The organism is Peptoniphilus grossensis (assembly GCF_001940285.1).
In the GTDB taxonomy this organism is placed as follows: Bacteria; Bacillota; Clostridia; order Tissierellales; family Peptoniphilaceae; genus Peptoniphilus_A; species Peptoniphilus_A faecalis.
Genome location: NZ_MJIH01000001.1, coordinates 1033998 through 1050284, shown reverse-complemented (window position 1 = coordinate 1050284; position 16287 = coordinate 1033998). Strand labels below are relative to the sequence as shown.

The 16287-nt window shown below is 31.5% G+C and carries 16 protein-coding genes; 14 read left to right on the top strand and 2 right to left on the bottom strand.

What is annotated here, in order from left to right; genetic code table 11:
• Positions 1-2 precede the first annotated feature (2 nt).
• Positions 3-596: a leucine-rich repeat domain-containing protein gene (locus BIV18_RS05125; RefSeq protein ID WP_075659587.1), complete on the bottom strand. Its 594-nt coding sequence runs from the start codon at positions 594-596 to the stop codon at positions 3-5.
• A 359-nt stretch (positions 597-955) separates the two neighbouring features.
• On the opposite strand from BIV18_RS05125, the gene BIV18_RS05120 reads away from it, so the two are divergent.
• The 5 genes from BIV18_RS05120 to BIV18_RS05100 all read left to right on the top strand — a co-directional run bounded on the left by BIV18_RS05120 (position 956) and on the right by BIV18_RS05100 (position 5179).
• Complete coding sequence (locus BIV18_RS05120; RefSeq protein WP_235860790.1) at positions 956-2062, top strand: poly(R)-hydroxyalkanoic acid synthase subunit PhaE; 1107 nt, start codon at positions 956-958, stop codon at positions 2060-2062.
• A gap of 279 nt (positions 2063-2341) precedes the next feature.
• Entirely contained in the window at positions 2342-2812 is a 471-nt protein-coding gene (locus tag BIV18_RS05115; RefSeq protein WP_075659586.1) for a DUF2975 domain-containing protein, read from the top strand.
• Positions 2813-2820: 8 nt separating this feature from the next.
• Positions 2821-3039 (top strand): helix-turn-helix domain-containing protein, encoded by a 219-nt coding sequence (locus BIV18_RS05110; RefSeq protein WP_075659585.1) that lies wholly within the window; start codon positions 2821-2823, stop codon positions 3037-3039.
• Entirely contained in the window at positions 3032-3502 is a 471-nt protein-coding gene (locus tag BIV18_RS05105) for a hypothetical protein (RefSeq protein WP_075659584.1), read from the top strand. Before BIV18_RS05110 ends, BIV18_RS05105 begins: the two co-directional genes overlap by 8 nt.
• A gap of 192 nt (positions 3503-3694) precedes the next feature.
• On the top strand, positions 3695-5179 hold the full coding sequence (locus BIV18_RS05100; protein ID WP_075659583.1) for an aldehyde dehydrogenase family protein: 1485 nt from the start codon (positions 3695-3697) through the stop codon (positions 5177-5179).
• A gap of 95 nt (positions 5180-5274) precedes the next feature.
• Here the strand turns inward: BIV18_RS05100 and BIV18_RS05095 are convergent, their stop codons facing one another.
• Entirely contained in the window at positions 5275-5811 is a 537-nt protein-coding gene (locus tag BIV18_RS05095) for a sodium/glutamate symporter (protein WP_268875187.1), read from the bottom strand.
• A gap of 177 nt (positions 5812-5988) precedes the next feature.
• Here BIV18_RS05095 and hisS point away from each other — a divergent pair, with 177 nt between their 5' ends.
• From hisS to BIV18_RS05050, 9 genes are all read left to right on the top strand, one after another.
• On the top strand, positions 5989-7296 hold the full coding sequence (hisS, locus tag BIV18_RS05090; protein ID WP_075659582.1) for a histidine--tRNA ligase: 1308 nt from the start codon (positions 5989-5991) through the stop codon (positions 7294-7296).
• A gap of 115 nt (positions 7297-7411) precedes the next feature.
• The gene (gene typA, locus BIV18_RS05085; protein ID WP_075659581.1) at positions 7412-9235 is read left to right on the top strand and encodes a translational GTPase TypA; all 1824 of its coding nucleotides are present in this window, start codon (positions 7412-7414) and stop codon (positions 9233-9235) included.
• A gap of 12 nt (positions 9236-9247) precedes the next feature.
• Positions 9248-10711: a cardiolipin synthase gene (gene cls / locus BIV18_RS05080; protein WP_075659580.1), complete on the top strand. Its 1464-nt coding sequence runs from the start codon at positions 9248-9250 to the stop codon at positions 10709-10711.
• Position 10712: 1 nt separating this feature from the next.
• Positions 10713-11252 carry a M48 family metallopeptidase gene (locus BIV18_RS05075; protein ID WP_075659579.1) on the top strand — a complete coding sequence of 180 codons (540 nt, stop codon included), beginning with the start codon at positions 10713-10715 and terminating at the stop codon, positions 11250-11252.
• 8 nt (positions 11253-11260) lie between these two features.
• Positions 11261-11476, top strand: a complete 216-nt coding sequence (locus BIV18_RS05070) for a hypothetical protein (RefSeq protein ID WP_075659578.1) — start codon at positions 11261-11263, stop codon at positions 11474-11476.
• 218 nt (positions 11477-11694) lie between these two features.
• Positions 11695-12780 (top strand): 3-phosphoserine/phosphohydroxythreonine transaminase, encoded by a 1086-nt coding sequence (gene serC, locus BIV18_RS05065; protein WP_075659577.1) that lies wholly within the window; start codon positions 11695-11697, stop codon positions 12778-12780.
• A complete protein-coding gene (locus BIV18_RS05060; protein ID WP_235860788.1) occupies positions 12777-13958 on the top strand; it encodes a phosphoglycerate dehydrogenase in 1182 nt (393 codons plus the stop codon). The genes serC and BIV18_RS05060 overlap by 4 nt, the downstream gene beginning before the upstream one ends.
• A 7-nt stretch (positions 13959-13965) precedes the next feature.
• Entirely contained in the window at positions 13966-15189 is a 1224-nt protein-coding gene (locus BIV18_RS05055) for a DUF1015 domain-containing protein (RefSeq protein ID WP_075659576.1), read from the top strand.
• Positions 15190-15527: 338 nt separating this feature from the next.
• Positions 15528-16283 carry a ZIP family metal transporter gene (locus BIV18_RS05050; RefSeq protein ID WP_144015203.1) on the top strand — a complete coding sequence of 252 codons (756 nt, stop codon included), beginning with the start codon at positions 15528-15530 and terminating at the stop codon, positions 16281-16283.
• The last annotated feature ends 4 nt before the right edge of the window (positions 16284-16287 follow it).

Sequence of the window (16287 nt, the reverse complement as noted above, 5' to 3'; positions counted from 1 at the left end):
TATTATACTCTTTTAACAACAGTGTTTTCTTCGAAAGCTCTGTCGTCAAATTTTTCCATACCAGCTGGTACTTCTACTTCCATTATATTATTTTTTCTGAAAGCATACATGTCAATTTCCTTGATATTTTTAGGTAATTTAATTTCTTCAAGTTTGTTTTTGTAGAAAGCACTTACGCCAATAAATTCAACTGAATCAGGAATTTCAATTTCTCCAATTTCATTTAGAGAAAAAGCATTATCGCCAATGTATTCTAAATTTTTAGGTAATTTAACATCAGTCAATTTGTTTCTATAAAATACAAAAGCATCAAGTTTTTTAACTGAATCAGGAATTTCTACTTCAGTTAAATTATTAACTCCAAAAGCTTCATATTGAATTTCTTCAACAGTATCTGGAATTACAATAGAATTAAGTTTTCTTCTGAAAAAGCATTGCTCTCCTATAACTCTAATTTTAGTTCCATCTGGTCCTTCTGTAGGCACTACCATATCAAATAATTCTTCATTTTTGATCTTGTCTTTGCCCTTTCTCGTCATGCCCTTAAGCACATCGCCATCAAATATAAAATCGTCAAACTCCCAAGGTTTTTCCATAATATGTATCCCCCTCTACATAATTTTTCTTAATTATATTATAACATAGTGGAGAGAATTTATAAAGGAAGGTTGTAAAATAGAGAAAGGATGAACATTTTTCATAAATAAAAAGAAGTTTTTTACTAAAAGATTGAATTAAATAAAATTTGTTACTAAATATAAATAATAGATTGTTTATTGGGTAATATATCTTATATAAGAAGAAATTAAATTTAATTTGTGTCAAGAAAATGTAAAATTTAAAATATTTTTAAGGAAAAGGTAGTCATAATTTGACTATATAAAAAAATGTCGTTATAATTTATCTAAGTAAAATATTAAGATAATAGTGGAATAGTGTTTAAAAGGAGGAAAAAATGGAAAACAAAAATTTTTTTGAAGAAATAGTGGATATGCAAAAAAATATTTTTGAAAATCAAAAGGAAGCTTATAACAAATTTATGGAATCTTTTAAGTTCGGAGACTTCAAGCCCTTTGGTACGAATATGTTTGTAAATAATTTTAAAAATCCAATGGAATTTTTCAATAATTATAAGGAAATGAATGAGAAATTTGAAAAAAATTTTAAAGAATTCTTTTCAAAAGTGCCGGGATATGAAGATTCACTGGAAAATTACAAGAAAAACATGGAATTTTTGAATAAACTTTACTTTGCTTACGACGATTTTTACAGGGATTTTGATCTTGTGGCTGCACAAAATAAACTAATTGAATTGTTTAAATTATATAGCGATGAATTAGTTGAAATGTCCAAAAAATATTTTTATAAATTAATTCCAGATAGTTATTACAGAATTCTTGAAAACTTTAATTTAGAAAAATTCATTAAACCAGTTATTGAAAATTCAAAGAGATCTATTGATTTTTATGAAAATGCCATAAAAAACAGACCAGAACTTTTAATTGCAGATGTAAGAGATTTTTATCAAGGAATTTTAGACAAAATCTTTGAAATGCCAACTATTGGTGTAAGCTCTGAAGAAAAGGAAAAGTCAAAGAGAGAATTACAAAATTATATTGACCTTGAACTTAAACTTTTAGAATTTAACTTATTCCTTGAAAAGAAAAATCAAGAAACAGCATTGAAGGCACAAAGAACTTATATAGATGGACTTGAAACTGAAGCTTCATTAGAGGATTTTGCAGATTTTTACAATTTCTATATTAACAATTTTGAAAAAGCTTATAAAGAACTTGTTAATTCAGAAGAATACAAGGAAAAAGCACAAGAAATTTTAGATATAGTTGAAAAGAACAAAGAAGCTTATAAGGAAAGACTTGTTGAAAAATTAGCAGATCTTCCAATTGTTACTGAAAAGGACGCAGAAAATTTAACTAGTGAAGTTGAAGGACTTACTAAGAAATTTGACGATGAAAAAAGAGCTAAAACAAACCTAGAAAGAAAAGTTACTAAGATTAAAACAGATTCTGAAAAGAAATCAAAGCTCTTAAAGAAGAAGTAGAAAAATTAAAAGAAGAAAACGCAAAGAAAAAAGTGGAAGCTGATGAAGCGGTTAAAAAAGAAATCGAAGAATTGAAGAAAGAAATAGCTGCTCTTAAAAAAACTAAGTAAAATAATCAGTAAAATAATCAAATAGAAAAAATCTTCTCCTAAAAAGTCTGTGGAATAATTCTGCAGACTTTTTTTATTTCTATTTTTACAATATTTTTATCGAAAAACAATAAATATTTATTGTAAAACATAAAATACCATGATATACTTATGACAAAGGGAGGTAATTATGAAATCGCTTAGAGTTAAATTTATAGAATTACTTTTAATTATTGCAATTGTAATTTTGACTATGGCATCCTATGGAATTTTTAAATTTGCAAAGCTAATGGGACAAATATATCCCATGTTTATGAACATGAAATATCCCATGTTATTTTTGTGCGAAGGGATAATTTTGGCATTAATTTTTGCAATTTTATTTGGACTTTTTGCTCTAAAAAAGTATGAGAGGAATAGTGTTTTTGAAAAGGGAACACTATTTGACCTCCAAGTTATCGCTTTATGTTTTATTGGAATTTTTTTCCTTTCAATTCTTTCAATAATTTACACGAATTTTAACCTAGATGGCTCGATCACAAATTTAATTTTCATTGGTTGTGGGACTTTATCCATGTTAATTGCACAAATTTTTCTCCTTTTATGTGATCTGATAAAAGAAGGTATTGTCTTAAAAGAAGAAAATGATCTTACGATTTGAGGTGAATCATGGGTAAAATAGTTGTTGATTTAGATGTTGAACTTGCAAAAAATAAAATGACTCTAACAGAATTATCTGATCGTATAGGTATAACTATCGCAAATTTATCTATTTTAAAGACGAATAAGGCAAAGGCTATAAGATTTTCCACTCTTTCAGAAATTTGTAGAGTTTTAAATTGTGAAGTTGGCGATATTTTAAGGTATCAAGGTGATAAAGATGAGTGATAAAAGGTTTAAAAGAGTTTTGATTTTAATCTTTGTGATTTTTCTCGGATTAATTCCTGTTTTATTTTTATTTTCTGACAATAGAGAACAGTCTGTGAAAGAAGTGGAAAATGAGTTTAAAATAAAATTTCCACCTAGCGTAAAAAGAATTAGAGAACTTAAAAAGGAACCGAGTTTTCACGGAGATGGAGAGGCTGCAATTTTATTTTCTGTAGATAAAAATGATATTGATAAAATAAAAAGTGAACTGAAAGATTGTAAAGTTGAAGGGGAGGTCGAAAAAATTGATGCGATAGAAACTTGTTATAATAGTGTTAAGAGGAGAGGATTTGATACTTCCATAGATTTAAGTAATGAAAAATATTTTAAGTCAACTAATAATACTAATCCATATGGAAATTACATCGCTCTTGTAATCGACAATGAGAAGTGCGAGATTTTATTTTTAAAAGGAGATACTTGATAAAAAGACCGACATGGTCTTTTTATTTTTGTAAGTTTACATTTTAACAAAAATTTTTTCACAGTGTAAAACATCGTTAAAAAATAATCTATTATTAAAATATAAGCATTATGCGTTTTAAATTAATTATGAGGGGTATTTTTTATATGTAAGCTTTTTATGATGTATTAAATTAAAAGTAAGGAGTGTATTATGAGTAAACCAAAAATTAATTTAGATAAAAAATATGGACTATTTATTGGTGGAGAATTTGTCCAAGGAGAAAGTGGAGAAATGCTTGATGTGTATTGTCCAGCTGATGGTGAACTTTTATCAAGCATTACACAAGCATCTGAAAAGGATGTTGACAATGCAGTTGAAGCTGCTTGGGAAGGGTTCAAAGAGTATAAAAAGACTAATAGATATGAAAGAGCAAAAATTTTAAACAAAATTGCAGATATAATTGATGAAAATGCTGAACATCTTGCAATGGTTGAGACATTAGACAATGGCAAGCCAATTAGAGAAACTCGAAATATAGATATTCCACTAGCATCTGAACACTTTAGATATTTTGCAGGTGCAATTTTAGCGGAAGAGGGAACTGCAAATGCAATTGATGAAAACACGCTTTCAATAGTTCTTCGTGAGCCACTTGGAGTTGTAGGTCAGATTATTCCATGGAATTTTCCATTCTTGATGGCAGCGTGGAAATTATCCCCAGCTCTTGCAGCGGGAGATGCAGTTGTAATTAAACCATCTTCAACAACTTCACTTTCACTTCTTGAGTTAATGAAGTTAATTAAAGATGTTGTGCCAAAGGGAGTTATAAATGTTATAACTGGCTCTGGTTCAAAATCTGGCGAATATTTGCAACATCACAAGGGACTTTCTAAACTTGCTTTTACTGGTTCAACTGAAGTTGGATATAAAATTGCAAGTGCCGCAGCAGATGGATTAATTCCTGCAACATTAGAGCTTGGTGGAAAATCAGCAAATATCTTTTTTGATGATTGCGACATGGATCTTGCAATAGATGGACTTGCTATGGGAATTTTGTTTAATCAAGGTCAAGTATGTTGTGCAGGTTCAAGAGTTTTTGTTCACGAAAATATTTACGATGAATTTATTGAAAGGGCAATTAAAAAGTTTGAAAATATTAAAGTTGGACTTCCTTGGGAAGAAGATACTCAAGTTGGTGCACAAGTAAATAAAGCTCAAATTGAAAAAGTTTTAGGCTATGTTGAAATTGCTAAGAAAGAAGGCGCAACAATTGCTGTTGGTGGCGAAAGGGCTACAAAGAATGGTACAGAAAAGGGATACTTTACAATGCCAACTCTTATAACAAATGCAAGTAATGATATGAAAGTTGCGAGAGAAGAAATTTTTGGACCAGTTGCTGTTGTAATTAAATTTAAAGATGAAGATGAAGTTATAAAAATGGCAAATGATTCAGAGTATGGTCTTGCAGGTGCTGTTTGGACTAAGGACATCAATAGGGCAATTAGGGTTGCTAGAGGAATTGAAACTGGAAGAATGTGGGTTAACACTTATAACCAACTTCCTGCAGGAGCACCTTTTGGTGGATATAAAAAATCTGGCATAGGTAGAGAAACCCATAAGATGATGCTTGATGCTTATTCACAAGTTAAAAATATTTTCATAAATATTTCTGAAAAGCCATCAGGACTTTATTAATACAAAATAAAAAGTAAAATATAAAAGGGGCTAGTAGTCTAAACTATAGCCCTTTTAAAATGTTTTAATTTAATTTTATAAATATAATTCTTTAATTACATACCTGCGCCCATTTTTGTAGCTATGTCTAAGAAAGTAGTAATAATAATGGCATTAGATAAGTTACTTATAAATCCACCTATTACTGGTACTACAAAGAATGCTAGCCTTGAATATCTATATTTGTCGCAAACAGTTTTCATCGTAGTCATAGATACGGGAACTGCACCAAGGCCAAAGCCTAAGTGACCTACTGCCATAACTGCAGCATCGTAGTTTTTACCAAGTAATCTAAATGTTAAGAAGTAAATAAATATTAGTATTAGGATAACTTGTGCAATTAGTAGAACCATTAATTGTGGACCTAAATCTGCAAGTTGCCATAACTTCATAGTTACAATTGACATTGATACGAAAAGAGCTAGAGAAAAATCTCCAACTGTATCAATTGCTTCTAGCAAGCTATCATTAACTCTATGGCTTTTATCTAGAAACAATCTCACTAGTATTCCCCCGAGCATACAACAAACATGTATAGGAATATTCACACTTGTTTGTTTAAGTGCTAAGAAGAATAATTGTCCAAATAAAATGAGTTAAGTAAAAAGCTTTACTTAAAGAAATTTATATTTAGATTTTGTAATTAAGAATTATACATATATCAATGAAATACACTTTTCTTTAATAATTAACAAAAGTACAAAAAGCAAAGATTATGTGATAAAATAAAAATTATAAGAAATACTAATAATAAAAAGAGGAGTGATATCATGAGTATAGTTAAACCTTCAACCCTTCCGGGATTTATGGAACTACTCCCAAAGGATCAAATGCTTTTTAACGAGATGAGAGATATAATAAGAGAAAATTTTGAAAAACATGGTTTTTTGCCAATAGACACGCCAGTTATAGAAAAATCTGAAGTTCTACTAGCAAAGGGTGGCGGAGAAACTGAAAAACAAATTTATAGATTTAGCAAGGGCGACACTGACATGAGTCTTAGATTTGATCTAACAGTCCCATTAGCGAGATACACCGCAGAACACATGAACGACCTATCCTTTCCCTTTAAAAGATATCAAATAGGAAAGGTGTATAGAGGTGAAAAAGCTCAAAAGGGACGTTTTAGAGAGTTTTACCAATGCGATATTGATACAATTGGAATGGGAGAGCTTTCTCTTGTAAATGATGCAGAATTTCCAGTTGTAATATATCATACATTTAAGGATTTAGGATTTACTGATTTTACAATTCACATCAATAATAGAAAGATTTTAAAGGGCTTTTTTGCTTCTCTTGGCATTGAAGACTCAATGAATGTTTTAAGAGTTGTAGATAAAATCGACAAAATTGGCGAAGAAAATGTCTTATCTGAACTTACAGAACTTGGCGTGGAGAAAAAATCCGGCGAAAAAATTTTAGATTTTATAAAAATCAGGGGAAGCGTAGACGACATTATTAAATCATTAGAAGACTTAAAGATTGAAAATGAAATTTTCCTTGAAGGGCTTGACGAAATAACACAAGTAATTGGTTATATGAGGGATTTTGGAATTGATGAAGATTGTTTTGACATTGATTTAAAAATTGCAAGGGGATTAGATTATTACACTGGCACAGTTTATGAAACTACCCTTGATAATTATCCAAATATTGGATCAGTTTGTTCTGGTGGAAGATATGAAGACCTTGCAAGTTACTACACAGATAAAGTTCTTCCTGGAGTGGGACTTTCCATTGGACTTTCAAGACTTTTCTATCAATTAAATGAAGCAAAAATTATTTCTAGTGAAGAAAAATCTCTAGTTGATCTTTTAATAATTCCAATGGACGACTGTATACATGAGGGAATAAAATTACTCAGTGAATTAAGGGAAAAGGGACTAAAAGTTTCTGTATACACAGAATTTGCAAAGTTAAAGAAAAAATTCAAGTACGCCGATCAAACTAAGGTCGATTATGTAATTGTCCTTGGCGAAGAGGAAGTAAAGAGTAGAAGATACAGTTTAAAAAATATGAAGAGCGGAGATCAAGTTGAAGTTTCCTTTGATGAACTAGTTGAAAAATTTAAAAATTAATAGGGACTAATTTTAATAGAATCCCAAATTATACAAGAAAAGCTGCAACTTTTGTTGCACTTTTTTTTATTTAAGATTAAAATAGGATAGAAGTTTGAAGAAATGAGATGAGATTTTGAAAAGAGAAGATATTAGAAATATAGCAATTATTGCCCATGTCGATCATGGCAAGACTACACTTGTAGATGCACTGCTAAGACAATCAGGAATTTTTAGAGAAAATCAACAAGTAAACGACAGAGTTATGGACTCCAATGATATTGAAAGGGAAAGAGGTATTACTATCCTTTCCAAAAATACTGCCGTAAATCACAATGGTGTTAAGATCAACATAATTGATACTCCAGGACACGCTGACTTTGGGGGAGAAGTTGAACGTGTGTTAAAGATGGTTAATGGCGTAGTTTTATTAGTTGATGCCTTTGAAGGTCCAATGCCACAAACTAAATTTGTTCTAAAGAAAAGTTTTGAGCTAAACCTTCCAGTAATTGTCTGCATAAACAAAGTGGATAGACCAGAAGCGAGACCTCTTGAAGTGGTAGATGAAGTTCTAGATTTATTTATTGAACTTGGAGCAGATGGAGACATATTGGACTGTCCTTTTGTATTCACATCAGCAAAACAAGGTGTGGCTGCACTTGATTTAGATGATAAGATGGAATCCATGGATCCACTTTTTGAAACTATTATTAAGTACATTCCAGCGCCAGAAAATAGAGACGATGAACCTTTTAAACTATTGATTTCAACAATTGACTACAATGAATACGTTGGAAGAATTGGTATTGGAAAAATTGAGCAAGGTGTTATAAAAGAAAATGACAAGCTTGTTAGAGTAAATAAATTAAAACCTGACTTCAAAGAAAATATTAAGATTGCACAAATTTATGAATTTGAGGGTCTAAATAGAGTAGAGGTTAATTCATCGAGATCTGGATCCATTGTTGCAGTTACGGGAATAGAAGGAATCAACATTGGAGATACTATTACATCAACTGAAGACACTGAAGGACTTGAATTTGTAAAAATTTCTGAGCCAACTATTTCTATGAATTTTTCTGTAAATAATTCACCTTTTGCAGGAAGAGTTGGCAAATTTTTGACATCTAGACAAATCAAAGCTAGACTTAATCGAGAACTACAAACGGATGTAGGACTAAGAGTTGAAGAAACTGATACTACGGATTGTTTCAAAGTAAGTGGTAGAGGAGAACTTCACCTTTCTGTACTAATTGAAAATATGAGACGTGAAGGTTACGAATTTCAAGTTTCTAAACCACAAGTTCTTTATAAATATGACGAAAAGGGTAAAAAACTTGAACCAACTGAAAGAGTTACTATTGATGTAGATAGTGTTTATGCTGGAACTGTAATAGAGAAGCTTGGAAGAAGAAAGGGAGAACTTGTAAATATAGTTGAACCTAATGGTGGCTATCAAAGACTTGAGTTCATAATTCCGTCAAGAGGACTTATTGGTTATAGAACAGAATTTATGACTGATACAAAGGGAAGTGGAATTTTAAATTCTATATTCGAAGATTATGTACCCTTTAAGGGCGAGATTCCAAGAAGAGTTAATGCATCAATTGTATCCTTTGACACAGGTGTTGCGTCAACTTATGGACTTAATAATGCACAGGAACGTGGAACTTTATTTGTAGAGCCAGGCGAGAATGTATATGAAGGTCAAGTTGTCGGCGAATCTCCAAAGGGAATTGAAATAGAAGTTTCTGTTACAAAGGCAAAAAAGCAAACTAATGTCAGAGCTTCGGGTTCTGATGATGCCTTAAGACTTTCTCCAGTTAAGAAGATGAGTCTTGAAGAAGCCCTTGAATTTATTGAGGATGACGAATTAATAGAAATAACGCCAAGGGAATTTAGACTTAGAAAGAAAATTTTAGATTCACAACAAAGATATAAATCAAAGAAAAATAAATAATAGAGGTGTTTTATGCTTAATACCTATTTTGGAATGTTAAAAAACTTTGCTCAGGTTTATTCATTCCTATTTATAGCAAATGTATTAATTTCAGCATTCATAGTTTTATACGACAATAAAAAGCCAGTTTCCACACTACTTTGGGTAATGGCTATAAACTTTTTGCCAGTAATAGGATTTATATTATATCTATTTATAGGGCAGGATATTTCAAAATCTAAGATATTTGCTGGAAAAAGCACAGCCGATAAAATTTTGGAAAAGGAATCAGTGGCACAACTTAAAGCTATAAAAGATGGTACCTTTGTTTACTCAAAGGAGAGGACAAAGAATCACGTTGACATGATTGAAATGTTTAATCGTGCAGAAGGGGAAATTCTTTACACAAATAATAGAGTAAAAAAATACAATGAAGGTAAAAGCAAATTCAAAGATTTATTTGAGGATTTGAAGAATGCAAAACACACAATTTATGTACAGTATTATATTTATAAGTCTGATGAACTTTCCACTGAATTTACAAATATACTAAAAGAAAAGGCAATAGAAGGTTTAGACGTCTATCTTTTAATTGATGGAATGGGCATTAGGAAGATGAAACTAAGGGATAGAAAAGATTTAAAAAAAGCAGGAGTAAAACTTGCTATATTCTTTCCAGGGGTTTTTTATAAAATTAACACCCATATAAATTATAGAAATCACAGAAAAATTGTAGTAGTAGACAAGAGAATTGGCTATGTAGGCGGTTTTAATGTCGGGGATGAATATGTATCAAAGGGACCAATGGGATTTTGGAGAGACACACATCTTAGAATTGAGGGCCCAGCAGTAAATGGACTTGCGTGGAGATTTTTTTTGGATTTTAAATTTGCATCAGATGATTATACAAAGGGATTTACCACAGAACTTTTTCCCGAAATAGAAGATGGAATTGACATAAATATTGTAACAAGTGGGCCAGACACCAAGGCAGATTCCATAAGAAATGGATACGAAAAGTTAATAACATCAGCTAGAAAGGAAATATATATTCAAACACCATACTTCGTACCCGATGAAGGACTTTTAAAAGCCTTAAAGGTTGCGGCATTAAGTGGAGTTCAGGTACATCTAATGTTTCCAAAAAAGAGAGATCATATCTTTGTACATTGGGCATCTCTTTCCTTTATGGGAGAACTTTTAAAATGGGGAGCACATGTATATCAATATGAAGGTGGATTTCTTCACACAAAAATAGTTATATCAGACGATTATCTATCAAGTGTTGGTACTGCAAATTTCGACATAAGATCCTTTGAATTAAATTTTGAAGTAAATGCCTTTTTATATGACGAAGAATTAAATAAAAAATTAAAGGAAGACTTTAAAGAAGATTTAAAATCTTGTACAGAAATAACTCCAGAGATGTATAATAATAGATCGAGATTCACTAAGTTTAGAGAGTCAATATCAAGACTATTGTCTCCACTTTTATAAAATGGAAATAGAAATAAATAGAAAAGACATTAAAAATCTTCGAATAAAAGTAGAAGATGGTATAATAAAAGTATCAGCACCAAAAAGGACAAGTGAAAGAGAAATAAAGAGTATTATAAAAAATAATTTAGATACAATTGAAAGACTAAAGGAAGAGGACTCATATAAAAAGAGGTACAAAAATCACTTGTTTGGCGAAAAAATAGAAGTAAAATCTGAAAAAGAAATAGAAAAAATTTATCGATTAGAACTAGAAAAAGCACTAGATAATATTTTTGAAAAATATGAAAAAATTACGGGACTTTCGCCAAAAACAGTTCAAATAAGAAAGATGAAAGTAAGATGGGGTACATGTTATCCAAAAAGTGGGGACATAAAGATAAATTTATATCTTGCAGAAAGACCAATTGAACAAATTGAAGCTGTGGTGCTACACGAACTTGTGCATTTAAAATATTTTTATCACGATGAAAAATTTATTAATGAGTGTAAAAAGTATATGCCAAATTATGAAGAAATTGAAAGAGAGCTAAAGAGATAGGTGATAAAATGAAAAAGGCATTGAAAATATTAGCAATAATTGCAATAGTGATAATACTCATGAAACTATTTAATATTTCAATATTTATTGGCAATCAAAAAATAGATAAACACCTAATTATTCAAAGCGTAAGGAATTTTAACCTTGGCGACCTCTTTGACAAAATATCAAATTTTTTAAATGAACTTGTATCTGGTATAAAGAAGGCAGTAAATAGTTTATAAAAGAAAGCCTTTGAACTGACCGCCAAAAGTTGGACTAAAGCCAACTAGGGAGGTCAGTTTTTTTATGGAAAATATATTAATAATATAAGTTTATAAAAAAATTTTAAAAATCAAAGGTTTTCATGAAAATTTAGCCTTGTCTTTTGCAAAACTATTCATTATAATTAATACAATTTACTTTTTTACTTAAGTAAATAATTTTGAAAGAGGAGGACGAAATGAAAAAAATTTATAATTTTTCTGCAGGACCATCTACTCTACCAGTAGAAGTTCTAGAAAAAGCACAAAAGGAAATGTTAGACTATAAAAACTCAGGAATGTCAGTTATGGAGATGAGTCACCGCTCCTCCCTTTATGACGAAATTCATAATGAAGCTAAAGAGGACTTAATGGAATTAATGGGTCTTGATGAGGACTATGAACTTTTATTCTTGCAAGGTGGAGGGTCAACTCAATTTGCAATGATTCCTATGAATTTGTTAAATAAAGATGATATTGCATCTTATTTAATCACTGGTTCTTGGGCTGACAAGGCTTATAAAGAGGCTAAAAAATTTGCAAAACCTGAAATTCTAGCATCTTCTAAGGAAGATATTTATACCTATATTCCAGAAATTGATGAAAGTAAAATGAATGAAAAGTCAAAATTTTTATATCTTTGTGTTAACAACACAATTTATGGAACGAGAATTTCTCCAGAAAAAATTGGGAAGCTAAACAAGCCACTTGTTGCAGATATTTCTTCAAATATTTTGTCTGAAAAATACGACTATAATAAATTTGATTTAGTATTTGCAGGCGCTCAAAAAAATCTCGGGCCTGCAGGCGTTACAATTGTAGCTCTAAAAAAAGACTTAATTAAAGAAACTAGGGAAGAGATTCCTACAATGCTTTCTTACAAAACTCATGCCGACAAAAACTCACTTTACAATACGCCTCCATGTTTTGCAATTTATGTTACAGGACTTGTGGCTAAGTGGATAAAAAAAATGGGTGGAGTGGAAGCAATGGAAGAGATAAACAAGGAAAAGTCAAAACTTCTCTATGATTTTATAGATAATTCTTCTCTTTACAAAAATAATGTTAAACTAGAAGACCGCTCACTTATGAACATTGTATTCGTAACAGGAGATGCTGAACTAGATGCGAAATTTGTCAAGGGAGCAAAGGAAAAGGGGCTTGAGAATCTAAAGGGACATCGCACAGTTGGTGGGATGAGGGCAAGTATTTATAATGCCATGCCAATAGAGGGCGTAAAGGCTCTTATAGATTATATGAAGGATTTTGAGAGGGAGAATAGGTGATAAAATTGGGACAAATTTACAAAATTAAAACAATAAATAATATTTCTAATAAGGGACTTAAACTTTTGCCAGAAAATTTTAAATATAGTGCAGAGGAAGAAAATCCCGATGCAATATTAGTTAGAAGTGCCGACCTTCACGATGTAGAATTTCCTAAAAGTGTGAGATACATTGGTCGTGCTGGAGCTGGAACAAATAATATTCCAGTAGATAGATGTGCTGAAGAGGGAATTGTAGTTTGCAATGCTCCAGGTGCTAATGCCAATGCTGTAAAAGAACTTGCTCTGACGGGAATGCTCCTTGCATCAAGAGATATTATTGGTGCTGTTAATTGGGCAAACAATCTAGAGGGTCATGAAAATATAAAAAAAGATGTGGAAGCTGGCAAAAAGGCTTTTGCTGGGCCTGAACTAAAGGGCAAAACACTTGGAGTAATAGGACTTGGTGCAACGGGACAACTTGTTGCATCAGCTGGTGTTGAAATGGGAATGAAAGTAATTGGATACGATCCCTTTCTTTCAATTAAAAACGCACTTCATTTAGACACTAAAGTTAATTATACAGAGGACATAAAGGAAATTTTTAAAAATTCAAATTATATTTCTCTTCACATTCCTTATAGCGAAGCAACTAAAAATATAGTAAATGGAGAGCTTCTTGAAATTGCAAAGGATGGTCTAGTGTTACTTAATATTGCGAGAGGTGGACTTGTAGATATTACTGCTCTTAAAGAATATTTGGAAAATGGCAAAGTTAAAAAGTATGTATGCGACTTCCCTGACGAGGAAACAATTACACTTCCAAATACAATTAATCTGCCTCATATAGGTGCATCAACACCAGAGTCAGAAGAAAATTCTGCAAAGATGGTTGTTGAAGAATTAATAGACTATTTAGAAAATGGAAATATAAAAAATTCTGTAAACTTTCCTAATATGGATATGGGAACTTGTAACAGTGTCCACAGGATTCTCGTGCTTCATAGAAATATACCAAGCATGATTGCACAAATTACTACAATTCTTGCAGATGAAAAGGTAAATATTTCTGATTTATTAAATCGCCACAAGGGGAAATTTGCAGCGACAATGATTGATATAGATTCAGAGGTTGATGAAAATCTTAGAAAAAAACTATATGCAATTAAAGGCGTCCTTAGAGTTAGGCTAATCAAGTAGGTGCATAATGGAGATAAAAGCATTTAAAGCCATTAGACCTAAGAAAGAATTGGCAAGTGAAATTGCAGCACTTCCCTACGATGTCTATTCTGTAAAAGAGGCTAGAGAAATAATAAAGAAAAACCCAAAATCCTTTTTGCAAGTGGATCTTCCGGCGGCAACTGTAGATGATGAAGTTAAAAATTTAAATGAAATAGCCCTTTTAAATTTTAATAATTTAAAAAAGAAGGGATATTTTTATAAAGAAGATAGGGATAAACTATATATCTATTCTCTTACAATGAAGGGAAAGACTCAAGTTGGACTTGTCGCCTGTGCATCAATAGATGAATATTTAGAGGGCAAGATTAAAAAACACGAATTTACTAGAAAAGACAAGGAAGCAGATAGAGTAGATCATGTTGACAAGCTTGATGCAAATACGGGGCCAATATTTTTGACATATAAGTCTTTAGATGAAATAAATAAGATAATATATTCAGAAATTAAGGAAATACCTGAAATAGACTTTAGGACGGAAGATGGCGTAAATCACAAAATTTGGACAATAGAAGATGAAGATACAATAGAAAAATTAATCACTTTATTTAAAAATGTAGAAAATTTTTATATCGCAGATGGTCATCACAGATGTGCTTCTGCCGTAAAAGTTGGACTAAAAAGGCGTGAAGAAAATAAGAATTACACAGGTAATGAAGAGTTTAATTATTTTTTATCTTTAATATTTCCTTCAAAGGAAGTTGAGATTATGGACTACAATAGAGTTGTAAAGGATTTGAATAATTTCACTGAAAAGGAATTTTTAGAAAAATTAAGGGAAAACTTTGAAGTAGAAGTAGCGAAGACTTCGCCATATAAGCCAGAGGGCAAGGGTTGCTTTGGAATGTATCTCAGTGATAAATGGTATAAGTTAAAAGTAAAAGATGAACTTGTAAAAGATGACATAATAGAAAGACTTGATGTTTCAATATTACAAAATCTAGTTCTAGATAAAATTTTAGGGATAAAAAATCCAAGGACAGACGAGAGAATAGACTTTGTTGGAGGAATAAGAGGACTTTATGAACTTGAAGAGAGGACAAGAGAAGATATGCAAATAGCATTCTCGCTATACCCTACATCACTTGAAGAACTATTTGAAGTTGCAGATGCAGGTGAAGTAATGCCGCCGAAATCAACATGGTTTGAACCAAAGCCTCTCTCAGGTCTTTTCATACACGAATTAAAATAATAGAATTAGAAAGGTAACTGACCTCAAAAGTTGGACTAAAAAACTAACTAAGGAGGTCAGTTTTTAAATGCAAATACAGCACAGAATTTAAAATCAATAATCCATAAAGGATAATATATAGCTAAAATATATTAATATCACAAGGAGTAAAGAATAAAAATAGGATATTTAACAAAATAGAATGTGGCAAGAAAAATGTGGCAAAAAATATTAGAGATCGCATAAGATTTGCTAATGTACTAGGTTAAAATTTAAGGGATATTATTGTCGCCTTTTTGCATAGAATTTATTAAAATTATTTTTTTATGGACTATGTTATAATAAAAAAAGGTGAGAAAATGAATTTAACTTTTATTATCCTAGGCTGTATAGTGCCAGGACTTATGACGGGGATTGGTGCAATCCCAATATTTTTTGCAAAAGATGTTAGCCAAAAAGTATTAGATGTGCTTCTTGCAGCAGCAGCGGGAGTAATGCTTGCGGCGACCTGCTTTTCTCTTGTAATACCAAGCCTTGAAATAGGAGAAGGGGAGAGGGCAGTTCTAATAACTGGACTTGGAATATTTACTGGTGCACTAATGCTAGATCTTATAGATAAATATGCCCCACATGAACATTTAATTGACAAGAGATATGAAGGAAAAGATGTAAAAAATCTTTCGAAAATTTGGCTCTTTGTAATTGCAATTGCGATTCACAACTTTCCAGAAGGACTTGCCACGGGAGTTGGCTTTGGAGGAGAAAACATGTCCAATGGGCTTTCTGTTGCCTTTGGAATTGCCCTTCAAAATATGCCAGAAGGGTTGGCAGTAGCCCTTGCCCTTGTGCGTGAAGGCTATTCTCGCAAAAAAGGTTTTGCAGTAGCAGCATTAACTGGACTAGTTGAACCAATAGGAGCCTTTATGGGAATTGGACTTGTGTCGATTTTTTCTGCAACGCTTGGGTTTATCCTTGCCCTTGCAGCGGGAGCGATGCTCTTTGTAATTAGTGATGAGATAATTCCAGAAACTCATTCAAATGGTTACGAAAGATTGGCTACTTATGGCGTAATTTTTGGATTTATACTTATGATGTTTTTGGATTCTTTAATTTAAATAA

What these genes read in the sequence shown, in the direction of transcription:
- BIV18_RS05125 (WP_075659587.1), bottom strand. Translation starts at nt 596, where the DNA reads ATGGAAAAACCTTGGGAGTTTGACGATTTTATATTTGATGGCGATGTG.
- BIV18_RS05120 (WP_235860790.1), top strand. Translation starts at nt 956, where the DNA reads ATGGAAAACAAAAATTTTTTTGAAGAAATAGTGGATATGCAAAAAAAT.
- BIV18_RS05115 (WP_075659586.1), top strand. Translation starts at nt 2,342, where the DNA reads ATGAAATCGCTTAGAGTTAAATTTATAGAATTACTTTTAATTATTGCA.
- BIV18_RS05110 (WP_075659585.1), top strand. Translation starts at nt 2,821, where the DNA reads ATGGGTAAAATAGTTGTTGATTTAGATGTTGAACTTGCAAAAAATAAA.
- BIV18_RS05105 (WP_075659584.1), top strand. Translation starts at nt 3,032, where the DNA reads ATGAGTGATAAAAGGTTTAAAAGAGTTTTGATTTTAATCTTTGTGATT.
- BIV18_RS05100 (WP_075659583.1), top strand. Translation starts at nt 3,695, where the DNA reads ATGAGTAAACCAAAAATTAATTTAGATAAAAAATATGGACTATTTATT.
- hisS (WP_075659582.1), top strand. Translation starts at nt 5,989, where the DNA reads ATGAGTATAGTTAAACCTTCAACCCTTCCGGGATTTATGGAACTACTC.
- cls (WP_075659580.1), top strand. Translation starts at nt 9,248, where the DNA reads ATGCTTAATACCTATTTTGGAATGTTAAAAAACTTTGCTCAGGTTTAT.
- BIV18_RS05075 (WP_075659579.1), top strand. Translation starts at nt 10,713, where the DNA reads ATGGAAATAGAAATAAATAGAAAAGACATTAAAAATCTTCGAATAAAA.
- BIV18_RS05070 (WP_075659578.1), top strand. Translation starts at nt 11,261, where the DNA reads ATGAAAAAGGCATTGAAAATATTAGCAATAATTGCAATAGTGATAATA.
- serC (WP_075659577.1), top strand. Translation starts at nt 11,695, where the DNA reads ATGAAAAAAATTTATAATTTTTCTGCAGGACCATCTACTCTACCAGTA.
- BIV18_RS05055 (WP_075659576.1), top strand. Translation starts at nt 13,966, where the DNA reads ATGGAGATAAAAGCATTTAAAGCCATTAGACCTAAGAAAGAATTGGCA.
- BIV18_RS05050 (WP_144015203.1), top strand. Translation starts at nt 15,528, where the DNA reads ATGAATTTAACTTTTATTATCCTAGGCTGTATAGTGCCAGGACTTATG.